This window comes from Erysipelatoclostridium sp. AM42-17, assembly GCF_003480255.1.
Lineage (GTDB): Bacteria > Bacillota_I > Bacilli_A > Erysipelotrichales > Coprobacillaceae > Faecalibacillus.
The window spans coordinates 32,684-46,860 of sequence record NZ_QUIN01000012.1 but is presented as its reverse complement, the minus strand read 5'-3'; the positions used below and the strand labels follow the sequence as shown (position 1 = coordinate 46,860).

The 14,177-nt window shown below is 30.0% G+C and carries 16 protein-coding genes and 1 pseudogene; 13 read left to right on the top strand and 4 right to left on the bottom strand.

All coding sequences use genetic code 11. From position 1 onward, the window contains the following. The first annotated feature begins 11 nt into the window (after positions 1–11). Positions 12–287 (top strand): hypothetical protein, encoded by a 276-nt coding sequence (locus tag DW911_RS06040; protein ID WP_118433137.1) that lies wholly within the window; start codon positions 12–14, stop codon positions 285–287. A 4-nt stretch (positions 288–291) separates the two neighbouring features. Here DW911_RS06040 and DW911_RS06035 read toward each other — a convergent pair whose 3' ends face one another. From DW911_RS06035 to DW911_RS06025, 3 genes are all read right to left on the bottom strand, one after another. Next, positions 292–672 (bottom strand): helix-turn-helix transcriptional regulator, encoded by a 381-nt coding sequence (locus tag DW911_RS06035; RefSeq protein WP_118433135.1) that lies wholly within the window; start codon positions 670–672, stop codon positions 292–294. Positions 673–822: 150 nt separating this feature from the next. Continuing rightward, positions 823–1,134 carry an AraC family ligand binding domain-containing protein gene (locus DW911_RS06030; protein ID WP_118433133.1) on the bottom strand — a complete coding sequence of 104 codons (312 nt, stop codon included), beginning with the start codon at positions 1,132–1,134 and terminating at the stop codon, positions 823–825. 27 nt (positions 1,135–1,161) lie between these two features. Further along, the gene (locus DW911_RS06025; protein ID WP_118433131.1) at positions 1,162–1,425 is read right to left on the bottom strand and encodes a DUF4177 domain-containing protein; all 264 of its coding nucleotides are present in this window, start codon (positions 1,423–1,425) and stop codon (positions 1,162–1,164) included. A gap of 76 nt (positions 1,426–1,501) precedes the next feature. On the opposite strand from DW911_RS06025, the gene DW911_RS06020 reads away from it, so the two are divergent. The 9 genes from DW911_RS06020 to DW911_RS05980 all read left to right on the top strand — a co-directional run bounded on the left by DW911_RS06020 (position 1,502) and on the right by DW911_RS05980 (position 8,441). Continuing rightward, positions 1,502–1,903 carry a MerR family transcriptional regulator gene (locus DW911_RS06020; protein WP_118433129.1) on the top strand — a complete coding sequence of 134 codons (402 nt, stop codon included), beginning with the start codon at positions 1,502–1,504 and terminating at the stop codon, positions 1,901–1,903. 58 nt (positions 1,904–1,961) lie between these two features. Further along, positions 1,962–2,816 (top strand): aldo/keto reductase, encoded by an 855-nt coding sequence (locus DW911_RS06015; RefSeq protein ID WP_118433127.1) that lies wholly within the window; start codon positions 1,962–1,964, stop codon positions 2,814–2,816. Then, entirely contained in the window at positions 2,806–3,639 is an 834-nt protein-coding gene (locus DW911_RS06010) for an aldo/keto reductase (protein WP_158568211.1), read from the top strand. Before DW911_RS06015 ends, DW911_RS06010 begins: the two co-directional genes overlap by 11 nt. Positions 3,640–3,709: 70 nt before the next feature. Beyond that, entirely contained in the window at positions 3,710–4,159 is a 450-nt protein-coding gene (locus DW911_RS06005; protein WP_118433123.1) for a GNAT family N-acetyltransferase, read from the top strand. Then, entirely contained in the window at positions 4,152–5,477 is a 1,326-nt protein-coding gene (locus tag DW911_RS06000) for a hypothetical protein (protein WP_118433121.1), read from the top strand. Before DW911_RS06005 ends, DW911_RS06000 begins: the two co-directional genes overlap by 8 nt. Before the next feature lies 1 nt (position 5,478). Further along, complete coding sequence (locus DW911_RS05995; protein ID WP_118433119.1) at positions 5,479–6,222, top strand: copper homeostasis protein CutC; 744 nt, start codon at positions 5,479–5,481, stop codon at positions 6,220–6,222. A 5-nt stretch (positions 6,223–6,227) separates the two neighbouring features. Then, positions 6,228–6,602, top strand: coding sequence for a PAS domain-containing protein (locus tag DW911_RS05990; protein ID WP_118433117.1), 375 nt, complete (start codon positions 6,228–6,230; stop codon positions 6,600–6,602). Beyond that, the gene (locus tag DW911_RS05985) at positions 6,589–6,990 is read left to right on the top strand and encodes a hypothetical protein (protein ID WP_118433115.1); all 402 of its coding nucleotides are present in this window, start codon (positions 6,589–6,591) and stop codon (positions 6,988–6,990) included. Before DW911_RS05990 ends, DW911_RS05985 begins: the two co-directional genes overlap by 14 nt. 107 nt (positions 6,991–7,097) lie before the next feature. Beyond that, positions 7,098–8,441: a dicarboxylate/amino acid:cation symporter gene (locus tag DW911_RS05980; RefSeq protein WP_118433113.1), complete on the top strand. Its 1,344-nt coding sequence runs from the start codon at positions 7,098–7,100 to the stop codon at positions 8,439–8,441. Positions 8,442–8,489: 48 nt separating this feature from the next. Here DW911_RS05980 and DW911_RS05975 read toward each other — a convergent pair whose 3' ends face one another. Then, positions 8,490–8,921, bottom strand: a complete 432-nt coding sequence (locus DW911_RS05975; RefSeq protein WP_118433164.1) for an Rrf2 family transcriptional regulator — start codon at positions 8,919–8,921, stop codon at positions 8,490–8,492. Positions 8,922–9,077: 156 nt separating this feature from the next. Here DW911_RS05975 and DW911_RS05970 point away from each other — a divergent pair, with 156 nt between their 5' ends. From DW911_RS05970 to DW911_RS05960, 3 genes and pseudogenes are all read left to right on the top strand, one after another. Beyond that, complete coding sequence (locus DW911_RS05970) at positions 9,078–11,504, top strand: YhgE/Pip domain-containing protein (RefSeq protein WP_118433111.1); 2,427 nt, start codon at positions 9,078–9,080, stop codon at positions 11,502–11,504. A 122-nt stretch (positions 11,505–11,626) separates the two neighbouring features. After that, entirely contained in the window at positions 11,627–12,574 is a 948-nt protein-coding gene (locus DW911_RS05965) for a 3-hydroxyacyl-CoA dehydrogenase (protein ID WP_118433109.1), read from the top strand. Between the two features lie 111 nt (positions 12,575–12,685). Next, positions 12,686–14,164 (top strand): annotated as a pseudogene (locus DW911_RS05960) (glycoside hydrolase family 1 protein). Positions 14,165–14,177 lie beyond the last annotated feature (13 nt).

The window sequence follows — 14,177 nt, the reverse complement described above, 5'->3', positions numbered from 1 at the left end:
GAGGAAAGGTTATGGCATTATTTGATGATTTAACAAAAAAAGCAGCCAAGTTAACAGAGAAAACAATTGAAAAATCTTCTGAGTTAGCAGGAACTGCTAAAACTAAAGTGAGTATTAAAAGTACAGAAGCAGATTTGGATCAAAAGTATATTGAATTAGGTAAATTGTATTACCAAGTTTTAACACAAAGTGATGTGTTTGATGAACAAAGTAAACCACTTGTTCAAGAAATAGATGAATTAAAGAAAAAAATTGAAGAATTAGAAGAAAGTTTAAATAAAGAATAAGGAACTATTGTTTGAATAGTTCCTTTTGATATTGTTTAGGGGTAATATGAATATATTTTTTAAAGGCTTGAATATAAGGACTCACGCTATTAAAGCCTACTTGTAAGGCTACTTCAGTAATATTATTTTGAGGATGAGCAAGTAATGTTAGGCTTTGATTGATACGATATTGAATGAGATATTCATAAGGAGAAACACTTAAAGATGATTTAAATATTTTTCCTAAATAGCCAATACTTAAATGACAAAAAGAGGCGATATCAGCTAAACTTAAATCTTCTTGATAGTGTTGATGAATAAAAATAATACATTGTTCAATATTTCTTTCTTGAAGATAGTGAACAGAAGAAGTTATTTGAGGCACTTTTTTAATTAATAAAGACATAATTAAAGAAATAAGGGAACATAAGATATAAATATCTTGATATTGTGGAAGTTTGAAAATGAGTTCTAATATTTCTTTTTCTTTTATTAAATAAAGGGTAGTATGACTTTGATTTAAAAAAGAAGAGATTTGTTTATTTAATTTTTCCTCTTAAAATAAAAGACAATTTAAGGGAATCAAATAAGTACGATAATGACCATGAACGCTATCTTTGATGATATGCAATACTTTGGAATTAATAAAAATAGCTTGTTTTTCATGAACAGTGATATTTTGTTGAAGGGTACTGACTGTAATGTGACCTTTTAATACATAGATGATTTGGATTTCATCATGCCAGTGCAGTTCATGAAAATGAGATCTTTTAGGAATACAGTAATCATGATTGACATCTAGAATTAAGATAGGGAAATCGGTATTCAAGTTAGGATTTTTTGAATATAAATCAAATGATTGAATCATAACATGAAAATATAAACCTGTTAAGGTCTATATTTTTTCAAATACCATTGTTGCTTGAATACGATCTCCACCACCTAATCCTTTACTACCACCATTTGATGTAGAAATCGTATGTAGGCGATAGCCTTTGCTGGCTTGTTCATTAATGACATTTTCTAATTCAACAAGATTACCAGAGCCAGTACCAAATAACTTTTCTTTTAAAGTAACTTGAAGAACAACATATTGTAAATCATTGCCGGATGCTTTTGAATATGAAGATTCTTCCATGACTTTATCCATAAATCCCATAAAAATACCTCCTTTATTATCTATATTTTATCATAGTTATGATAAAATATGTTATATAAAAAATGAGGGATGAACAATGAATTACACACTTAAAGAAGTATGTCAGATATTAGAAATGTCAGAACATACAGTACGTTATTATACAGATTTAAATTTATTTGAAGTAAAAAGAGATCAACATAATTATCGAGTCTTTGATGAGCAGGCTTTAGATTGGCTAAGAGGAGTTAAGTATTTAAGAGGTTTAGGCATGTCATTAGAATCTATTAAAAAGTTTCATGATTTGTGCATGCAAGATGGCGATGAAGCCATTGTACAAAGATTACAAATATTACAAGATCAACTTATCAAAGCCAATGAAGAATTGAAACAAGCACAAAATCGGGTTCAGTATTTAAAACATAAAATTGAAAAAGAAGAAAAGATTTTAAAACATATCATTCCTGATCAACAAAATCCAAGTAAAAAGAAATATTAAAATATGTCTTGCCCTAGAGTTACTCTAGGGTGTTATGCTTTTTGTAGGAGGAGGGCATATGGAATATAAAACTTTAAATAATGGTGTAAAAATGCCGGCTTTAGGATTTGGCATTTGTGGATTCAGTGATTTATTAGGATGTAAAAATATTATTTTAGAGGCGATTAAACAAGGAGTAAGAATGTTTGATACAGCTGCCATTTATCAAAATGAGGAAGCTTTAGGAATGGCTATTAAGGAAAGTGGTATTGATCGAAAAGAGTTTTTTATTACTTCAAAACTTTGGGTAAGTGATAATAGTTATCAAGGAGCAATACGCGGGTTTTATCAATCGTTACATAAACTTCAATTAGATTATATTGATTTATATTTGATTCATCGTCCTTTAGGGGATTATTATGGGGCTTATCGTGCTTTAACTGATTTATATAAAGAAGGAAAAATAAAAGCAATAGGTGTATCTAACTTCTTTGATGATCGCTTATATGATCTTATTTATCATCAAGAAGTTAAACCAGCTATTAATCAAATTCAAATTCATCCTTTCTTGCAAAGAAAAGATGAATTAGCTTTTCATCAAAAAATGAATGTCCAAGTTGAAGCGTGGTCACCTTTTGCATCAGGCAAGCAAAATATATTTGAAAACGATGTTTTAAAAGATATCGCTAAGCGTTATCAACGAAGTGTAGGACAAATTGTTTTAAGATGGCATCTACAAAGAAATGAGATTGTTATTTTTAAATCAAGTTCAAAAGAGAGAATTAAAGAGAATTTAGCTGTTTTTGATTTTGAATTAAGCAAAGAAGATATGACAATTATATCTAAGTTAGATCAAGGTAGAATAGAAGATAGTGCTTATCGAATTGAAAGTATGAAAAGAGTATATGGATTGGAGAATGAGTATGGAATATAAAACTTTAAATAATGGTATTAAAATACCGGTATTAGGATTTGGCACTTTTCAAATCAGTGGGAAGCAATGTGTAGAGAGCGTCTTACAAGCACTTAAACAGGGTTATCGTTTGATTGATACAGCAGAAGCTTATGGTAATGAAAAAGAAATAGGTGAAGCCATTCGATTAAGCAACGTATCACGAAAAGAATTATTCATTGTAAGTAAAGTCAATTTTACTTCTTATGAAAATACGAAGGAAGTTATAAAACAATCTTTAGAGCATTTACAAACAGATTATTTAGATTTAGTATTATTACATTGGCCTTTTGGTCATTATTATCAAGCTTGGCGTGATTTAGAAGATTTATATAATCAGGGTATAATTAAAGCAATCGGTATTTCTAATTTTGATATGGATCGTATGATTGATTTAATCCATTTTAATCATGTTGTTCCTGCTGTTAATCAAATTGAAACGCACGTTCTTTGTCAAAGACAAGAAGAACATCAATGGTTAAATAAATACCAAGTTGCTCATTTTGCTTATGCACCACTTGGTCAAGGACAACTCCAAGACATGTTTGAAATACCGATCATTCAAGAATTAGCCTTAAAATATCAAAAAACGCCTGCACAAATTTGTTTACGTTATTTAACACAAAGTGACCAAATCGTGATTTGTAAAACAATTCATGAACAAAGAATGATCGAAAATATCAGTATTTTTGATTTTATGCTCACTGAAGAAGAAATGAATAAAGTAAAAGCGATAGATCGAAAGCAAATTCAAATAGGGAAAGCTAATCAACCAGAATTTGTTGAATTTGCGATGACTTGGTAAAACATATGAAGTAATTCATATGTTTTTTTTAATTATTCTTTGATAAAATAATAAAAGAAAAGAGGATAATATGGAAATAAAATTAATAGATGCAAATAATGTAAAAGAAGTACAAGCTGTTTTTTATCAGGTTTTTACAGTAGAACCATGGAATGATCAATGGGATGATTTAAAACAGTTAGAACTCTATTTACTAGATGAAATGGATAATAAAAGTTCTTTATCTTATGGTTTATATGATCAAGATCAATTAGTTGGTTTTTGTATAGGAAGAATAAAACATTGGTATGAAGGAATTGAATATTGGATAGATGAATTTGGTGTACTTAATCAATATCAAGGCAAGGGAACAGGTTCTTTGTTTATGAAAGAAGTAGAAAAGGCAATAAAAGAACAAGGGATAAAAGGAATTGTATTGTTTACAGAAAGGGATATACCGGCTTATCATTTTTATCAAAAAAATGGATTTAAAGATCATGATGATAAAGTTATTTTTACAAAGGGTTTAAAAGATGAATAAAAAGAGATATTTTCAAGTATTATTGAATCCTTTATTCATTGTGATTTATTGTTTTAGTTTATATCAAATTTATTTATTATGTTTAAATGGTGGATTAAGAAGACATCTGATGGTGATTGTTCCTTTAATATTGATTGAAGGAATATGGTTTCTTTTTTGGACGATTTATTACTTTATATTAAAGAAAGATTTGCATATTTTTGATCAACTGATAAGTAAGTGCAAACCATTATTAACTATAGAATTATGCGTGATGATTGTGATGACTTGTTTTTTTGGCTATCGAACTTATCAAACAGCGATTCCTTATCAAGGACATTTATCATGGTATCTAGAAAGAAAAAATTCTTCAAAACAAATAGAAATGAAACATTTACAATTTTATAAAACAGGGATAAAGGGTATCTTTAAAGATTTAAATATTTCAATAAATGATGATCTTTATATAAGTGATTCTTTTATCGTCGATGTTAATAAAAAGGGGAAGATTACAAAGATTGAAGGTCTCATTTATAATCATGAACATAGTTATTTACTTGATTATAAGGGACAAGATATGACAGTATGGATAGATAATGAAGTAAACAAAACTTACCAACAAAAAGATAAATTAAATGAAATGTTTAATATGATTGATCATATGAGTTTACAGCTTAATCAATTAAAAGGACAAACATATCGTATTAAATACGTAGGTTATCAAGAAGCTGTATTAAATAAAGAGGATTATTATGAAAATGATGATCAGTATATTCAATGTGATCAGCAACATTTATATGAACACGTATCTGGCTATTGTTTACAAATAAAATACCAAGATACAGTAAGTTGTTTTTATCAGCCGGCTATGATAAATGAAAGTCAAACTGAAGAAAAACATAACGCTGGTGAAATGGTTATTGATCAAAGTGATGAAGTAACACTTTATTATAATGATTCTATTACTTATAAATTAGTTGTGAGTGATGCTGCTTTAGGAACACGTTATTATACTTTTAATAAAAATGATGAAGTAATTAATCAAGATCCATTTAATGGTGAAGGTGGTCAAGCTAAAGGCATATATTTTATTGATGAAAATCAAGGCTTTATTTTATTAGGACATGGAGGAAGTGAAGAAACATCACTTTATGTAACGAATGATGGTGGTAAGAGTTTTATGTTACAGTCTTTTGATCAATGTCCTTACGTTGGGCTACCATACAGTGAAAATGGTAAAGTCTATGTAAAAGTAAAAAAAGCAAGTGATGCGACTGAAGAAAATCTTTATGAATATCTATCAGGTAAATGGGTTTATGTAAAAAGTGAAGGTGAATAAGATGGAAAGAATAGTAGAAATATGTTGTGGTAGTTATGAAGATGGATTGAATGCTTATAAAGGTGGTGCGAAAAGAATAGAACTTAATAGTGCATTGTATTTAGGTGGGTTAACGCCATCTTTAGCGACTTTAACATTAATTAAAAAGAATACTGATTTAAAAGTCATTTCAATGGTAAGACCACGAGGAGCTGGATTCTGTTATAGTGATAAAGAATTTGAAGTAATGAAAGAAGATGCAAAACTTTTATTAGAACATGGTAGTGATGGGATTGCTTTTGGATGTTTAAATAAAGATGGGACAATTAATGAAAGACAAACTCGAAAAATGGTTTCTATTATTCAATTATATCATGGTGAAGTTGTTTTTCATCGTGCTTTTGATTGTGTTCAAGACCCTTATCAAGCAATCGAATTGCTTATTCAATTAGGGGTTAATCGTGTTTTAACCAGTGGATTACAAGCAAAAGCCATGGATGGCATAGCAGTGATTAAAACATTACAAGAACGTTACGGCAGTCAAATAGAGATTCTTGCTGGAAGTGGCATCAATGCGACTAATGCTAAAACAATGATGGAACAAACAGGAATTAGTCAAGTACATAGTTCATGTAAAGATTGGTGTTGTGATGAAACAACCAGTGGTAAAAATGTAAGTTATAGTTATGCGCCCCAACCCCATGAAAATGACTATGATATGGTTTCAGAAGTGTTAGTTAAAAAAATTGTTAAAAGTGTAGGATAAGTAAAATGAAATTAGATATGTTTTTTAAAAGTGTTATTGATCAAGAGTTAGTGCCAGTTGTTTTATGTGACACGCATCATACAATTATTTATATGAACCCTGTAGCTATAAATAGATATCAAAAATTTGGTGGTGAATCATTAATTGGTCAAAGTTTATTGAATTGTCATGGTGAAAAATCTAAGATAGCAATCGGAAAAATATTAACATGGTTTAAAGAAAGTGAAGATCATAATCGTGTTTATACTTCTTATAACAGTAAAGAAGATAAAGATATTTATATGATAGCTTTAAGAGATGAAAATAAACAAGTTATAGGTTATTATGAAAAACATGAGTGTCGAAAAAATGAAACTGGAAAAATGTATGATATGGATTAAAAAGACAAGTTTAATTTTTATTTGTGTATTATTGATAAGCGGCTGTCAAAGTCACTATACAGTAGATTATGGTCATTCAAGCCTTTATAGTAAACAAGACTTAAAGCAAGCTGTTAAAATTATTTTGAAAGAATTTAATACGTGGAATGGTTGTTCATTACGTCATCTTCAATATTTAGGAGATAAAAAAGCAAAAAATGAGTTAAAGTATTGTCGTTCTTTAAAGAAGAAAGATTATCAGGAAGCTGTTGTTTTTTCTAGTTCTTTTCATACTTCTAAAGATGTTGAAGGGGGATTTGAATCTCATGAGGAATACACAGATTGGCAGTGGTTTCTAGCAAGAACAAAACATGGTAAATGGGAATTATTAACTTGGGGATATGCTTAAATGAGATGAAAATCTCATTTTTTTTATAAATGTAAATTTTTATCTTGTAAATTTAAAATATTATTATATAATGTTGATAATTTGGGAAAAAATTCGAGGAGGTCTTTATGAAATCAAGTCAAGATGGAAAGAAATTAGCAAAAAAGATGCTAATTGCATTAGTATGCGGGCTTATTGCTAGTTTTGGATGTATTTTACTTAGAGAGTATTTAAACAGTCATGGACAAGCAGCTGTTTGGAAAACAATTAATAATTTGTTATTCCAAGATATTACAGCTGAAGGAGCAACAAGTTCAGTTGGTATTTTCTATATTATTGGGCAATTATTTGTTAATTCATTACAACTTATTATTGTTCCGATGGTTTTTGTTTCTATTTCATTAGCAATCTGTGCGATTACAGATACTAAGAAATTAGGAAGAATTTCCTCAAAAACAATTTTTACATTTTTAAAAACAACAGTTTGTGCTTTAGCGTGGGCTGGTGTAGTAGGCTTTGTCGTTTATAAATTAGGATTATTTAATCGAGTTGATGCTAGTCATGTGACGCTTCAACAGGGAACAACAGGATCGAATCCGTTGAATATTATTTTATCTATTGTACCAAATAATTTTGTCAGTGCATTTACTTCTAATGGAAATGTATTAGCGATTGTCTTTTTAGCCGTTGCAATTGGTTTAGCAATGAATCAAATTCCTGAAAGAACAAAAACATTAAAAAAATTAATGTTAGAAATTGCTGATATTATTTCTGTATGTTTATCATTTGTTATTACCAAATTTGCACCTTATGCAATCTTTTGTTTACTAACAAGAACATTTGCTATTTATGGTGTTGATTCATTAAAACCAGCCTTAGCATATGTTGTTTCCGTTGTTTTTGCTTTATTTGCTTATTTATTTATTGCTTATCCAATTTATTTAATGACGATGGCTCATGTTGATCCTCGTCCATTTATGAAGAAAGCTGCTAAAGTAGCCGTATTTGGTTTTTCAACATCATCTTCTGCTGCTACACTTCCTTTAAACAAGAAAACAACAGTAGAAGAATTAGGAGTTCATGAAGAAATCGCATCCTTTACTTTACCATTAGGGATGACGATTAATATGGATGGAACAGCTATTATGCAAGTGATTGCAGCAATGTTTATTGCTGTAAGTTCGGGATATAAAGTGTCTTTTACTTCGATGGCTATTATCGCAATACTTGCATTAATTGCTTCTGTTGGTACACCGGCAGCACCGGGAGCAGGAGCCGTCATCTTATTTACGATTTTAACAGGAATGGGATATACCAATGATGCAGCACTTTTAGCTTATTCATTGATTCTAGCAATTAATCGACCTATTGAAATGTTAGTGACATCATTGAATGTTGTGGGGGATTCTTCAACCTCGGTTATTGTGGCTAAAAAAGAAAATATGTTTGACGAAGATATCTATAACAGTTAATGACTTATACATAATATAAAATGGACATCATATGATATGGTGTCCATTTTATATTATACCTTTATGAGCAAACTTAGTAATTTCAGCTAAGTTAATCTCTTTTAATTTTGATTTATATTGATATTCAGCATCATTTAAATAATTCATGATCACACTTTCTGTTTGTTTTACATTAAAAGCAGGATCAAATACTTTATCTACTAGATGTGTTGTTTGAATAAATTTTTCTTTTCCTTCAATGGCTTCAAAGATATCAAAGAAGGAAATATCATCCATTTTTTTATTTAAAACAAAACCACCTAATTTGCTTGCTTTAGAAGTAATGAGACCAGCTACTACGAGTTGTCTTGTTACTTTCTTTAAATAAGAATCAGATACATCTAATATTTGACTTAATTCATGACTTTTTAAAGGACCGTCATGTGTCCCAATAAGCAATAGAATACATATTGCTTGTTCAAAACTTTTTCTTATTTTCATTTCCTTTTCATCCCTTTTGTTTATTTTATCAAAAAAGTTAATTTTTGTATCAAGATTATTGACATTTATAATGAATAATTTATAATACACTATAGACATTATATATCCATAGATGTAAAATGTCTATAGACAAAGTATATAGAAAGAAGGATATTTATGATTAAGCAAGAGTGGAAAAATATTTTTCACAATACTTGGATCAAAATAGTATTAGTTGCTTTAATCGCTATTCCTAGTATTTACACTGTTGTCTTTTTAGGTTCTATGTGGGATCCATATGGAAACAGTGGAGATCTTCCTGTTGCTGTTGTTAACGAAGATAAGGCAGTTGTTTACAACGATAAGAATCTTAACGTTGGTAAAGAACTTGTCAATAAGTTAAAAGATAATGATTCTTTAGACTTCCACTTCGTTAGTCAAAAGAAAGCAATGTCAGGATTAAAAGATGGCGATTATTACATGGTCATTACGATTCCAAGTAATTTCTCAAAAAATGCGACAACTTTGTTGGATAAGGAACCTCAAAAGATGATTTTGAAGTATACAACAAATCCTGGAACAAACTATGTTGCATCAAAAATGGACGATTCAGCTATCGCCAAAATTAAAGCTGAGGTTTCTTCTTCAGTAACAAAAACTTATGCTGAAACAATTTTTACGTCAATTGGTACAATGTCTGATGGATTTGCTGAAGCCAGTGATGGTACTCAACAATTATCTGATGGGATGTCTCAATTAAAAGACGGAAATAAAACAATCAGTGATAACTTAAAAGTATTAGCGAGTAGCTCTTTAACATTTAAAGATGGTACAAATACTTTAACAAAGGGTTTAAAAGATTACACAGATGGTGTTGTTACTGTTAACAACGGTGTCTATCAATTAAAAGATAAAGTTGGCGAATATACTAATTATACAAAAACAGCATCTGATGGTGCAAGTCAACTTAATTCTAAAAGTCAAGATTTAGTTAATGGAGTTAAAAAATTAACTGAAGGTGTACAACAAGTACAAGGAGTTAATAGTTCTTTAACACAAGGGCTAGAAACATTGTCTGCAACTATTGAAGCAGCAGGAGTACCTAGCCAAGAAGAATTGACTGCTCTTAGTAAAGAGGCAAGTACTTTTGAAAATGTAACATTGCCAACAATTAAAACAAGCACTCAACAGTTAAAAGGAGCAGCAACTAGTTCAAATCAAACTAATGCCAGTTCCAAAAAAATTATTGATCAATTATATGCCAGTGGGAAAATTGATATTAATGAATACACGGCATTAGCAGGTTCTCTTCAATATTCTAATGTAATTAATGAAAGTTTATTGGGTGAAGAAGGAAATTCTGAAAAGCCAGGGTTACTAAATACAACAGACAACTTAGCAACAAAAGTAAATGAGTTATCTAAGAAATCTTTAGCTTCTGCACAAGGAGTAGCTGGTATTCAACAAGCTTTAACAAAAGTATCGGCTGATCCAGTTAACGATCAAAAAAATGTCGGTTTAATTCAGGCAAGTAAATTAGTTGATAATGGATTAAGCCAAGTTAGCACTGGGTTAACAGATAAAAAAGAAGGATTATTAACAGGGGTAAATAATTATGTTACTGCTGTTGGACAAATTTCAAACGGCTTAACAACACTTACAAACAATAACAAAGCACTTAATGAGGCAATGTCTACTTTAAATGCTGGTACTTCAACACTTGTAAGTAACAATGGAACTTTGATGAGTGGTGCTAATCAATTAGCTGATGGTGCCGGTCAAATTAGTGATGGTGCTGGTAAGTTAGCTGCTGGTTCTGATACTTTAGGTGAAGGTATTACTACTGCTGCAGATGGTGTAACAACATTAAATGATGCATTAAAATCTGGAGCTGAAGAAAGTAAGATTGATTCTACAAACAAGACTACAGATATGGTTGCTGCACCAGTTGATACAAAACACAAAGAAATTTCTAAAGTAGAAAATAATGGTCATGCTATGGCTCCATATATGATGTCAGTTGGATTATATGTAACATGTTTAGCATTTGCGTTAATGTATCCATTAAGACATGGTATTAAAAAAGCAGAAGATGCTTTAAAATATTGGGCAAGCAAAGCAACTGTTATGTATACAGTTTCTACATTAGCTGCAATTATCATGGTTACAGCTTTAAGATTGATCAATGGATTTGAACCTGTTAATTTAGGAATGACATATTTACTTGCGATATTAGTATCGGCTGCATTTATGTCACTTGTTATCTTATTAAGTTTAACTACAGGTTATATTGGCGACTTCTTATTATTAGTATTTATGATTGTTAACTTAGGTGGTTCTGCTGGTACTTATCCATTAGAAACTGGACCTATGATTTATAAAGTCATTCATAAATTTGTTCCTTACACATATAGTGTTGATGGATTCAGAAAAGTGATTAGTATGACAAATCCTTCATTATCAGCTGAAATTGCTGTCTTTGTAGGAATTATCGTTGTATGTTCAGTGTTAACAGTTGTTTACTTCAAATTCAAAAATAAAGAAAACAAACATGTTTTCCCTCAAGTATTTGAAGAAGTAAATGGAACAAAATCACATGAATAAAAAATGAAGGTCTAAATCGAAAGATTTAGACCTTTTTTTGTTATGAAGTTCAAATTGATTTATGATTAATGTTTTGTTAAATATTTCACAAAATGATAAGATAAAAGTAGGAGGAATAAATTATGAATATAAAAAAAGTAGTCGTTATTGGTGGTGGCGTGTTAGGAAGCCAAATTGCCTATCAGGCAGCTTATTGTGGATTTGATGTGACAATATGGCTAAGAAGTGAAGGGAGTATTGGTAGGTGTCAACCTAAATTAGATCATTTAAAAGAAGTTTATCATGAAACAATTGCTTTAATGAATAGTGATGAAGGGAAGACTTCTCAAAATTGGGCAATGGGAATTAGTGATTATGATGACTTTGATTTTGATAAATGCATTGAAAAAGCAAATCATGCTTATGATTCAATTAAGCTAGAATTAGATTTACAAAAAGCAGTTAGTGATGCAGATTTGATTATCGAATCAATGGCAGAGAATGTTGAACAAAAAACAGCTATTTATAAAAAGATGGCAGATATGTTACCAGAAAAAACAATTATTGTGACAAATTCTTCAACATTGTTGCCATCTAAGTTTGCTAAGTATACAAAACGTCCTCACAAATATTTATCTTTACATTTTGCTAATAGTATTTGGAAAAATAATATGACAGAAGTTATGGCACAAAAACAAACTGAACAAAAGTATTTTGATGAAATCATGGAATTTGCTAAAGCGATACGTATGATTCCTTTACCAGTAAAGAAAGAAAAATCAGGTTATTTATTAAATTCTATGTTAGTTCCTTTATTGTTTTCAGGAATGGATTTATATGTTAATGGTATTAGTGATCCTCAAAGTATTGATCAAGCATGGACATTAGGTACAGGAGCACCTAAAGGACCATTCCAAATCTTAGATACGGTAGGTTTAACAACAGCTTATAATATTGTTTCTATGTACTTAAAGGTTCCATCATTTTTAGCTCCTTATAATTTTAAAGGAATGGCTAAAATGTTAAAGAAATATATAGATGAAGGAAAACTAGGAATGGCTTCAGGAGAAGGGTTCTATAAATATAAATAATATAGGCATCATTAAGTTATCTTAATGATGCTTTTTTTCAAAAAATGAAAGCTACATCTATGGTGATATTCAAGTGCTATAATACTTTTTAGAAAAGATGGAGGTAGAGTTATGAGTTTTCCAAAGAATTTTTTATGGGGTGGAGCTATTGCTGCTAATCAATATGAAGGAGCATGGCTAGAAGATGGTAAACAACCTAATGTGACAGATGTTTTAGTAGGAATTATGTCTAAAGATCCTGGTATTAAATGGAATGAAACGAAGAAAAAATATGAAATGGCATTAAATCCAGATAAAGTATATTTATCTCATGATGCTGTTGATGGATATCATCGTTATCGTGAAGATTTATAATTAATGAAAGGGATGGGATTTAATAGTTTTAGAACTTCTATTGCATGGGGAAGAATCTTTCCTAATGGTGATGAAACTGAACCTAATGAAGCTGGATTAGCTTATTATGATGATATGTTTGATTGTATGAATGAACTTGGAATGGAACCAATTATTACATTATCTCATTATGAAACACCATTACATTTGATGACTGAATATGGTGGATGGTCTAATCCTAAAATGATTGAATTCTGGTTACGTTATGTAACAACAGTATTTAATCGTTATAAAGGTAAAGTTAAATTATGGCTTACTTTTAATGAAGTGAATGCTTTATTTAGAATGCCGTTAGTAGCTGGTGGTGTTCTTACTATCAAAGATCCTCAAGATCCAAATGATCCTATTGGTTCAACAACTAAACAAGATCAATGGGATGCTTATCATAATATATTAGTTGCTAATGCTAAAACAGTACAAGTTGGTCATGAAATTGATCCAAATAATCAAATTGGATGTATGATGACAGCTTCTTCTGTTGCAACTTATCCTTATAACTGTGATCCTTTAAATGTAGTAGGAACATTAGATACGCAAAGAATGAATATCTTTTATATGGCCGATCCATTCTGTTTAGGTATTGTACCAACTTATTTAAAGAAAGTATGGAAAGAAGATCAAGTAACAGTTAGCTTTAGTGATGAAGAATTAAGACTTATTAAAGAAAATACAGTAGATTTCTTATCATTTAGTTATTATCGTTCTACAACTTATGATCGTGAAGTGAATTTAAAAGTGGATACAGGTGGTCTTACATGTAGAGATAATCCATATCTAAAAGATAAAGCACCTCAACCTTGGGGATGGGCAGTAGATCCTGTAGGTCTTCGTTATACTTTAAATGTATTATATGATCGTTATCATTTACCATTATATATTGTTGAAAATGGTGTTGGTTTAGATGAAAATTTAGATGAACAAGGACATATTCATGATGAATTTAGAGTTCATTATATTGAAGAACATATTAAAAATGTTCATGCAGCTATTGAAGATGGCGTAGATTGTCGTGGATATTTATATTGGGGACCTATTGATGTTGTTTCAGCCGGTACGGGTGAAATGAAAAAACGTTATGGTTTTGTTTATGTTGATCGTTTTAATGATGGTCATGGAACTTTAGAAAGAAAATTAAAAGATTCTTATTCTTGTTATAAAGAAATTATTGAATCTAATGGAGAAATATTACTTAAATAGGGACTTATTAAAA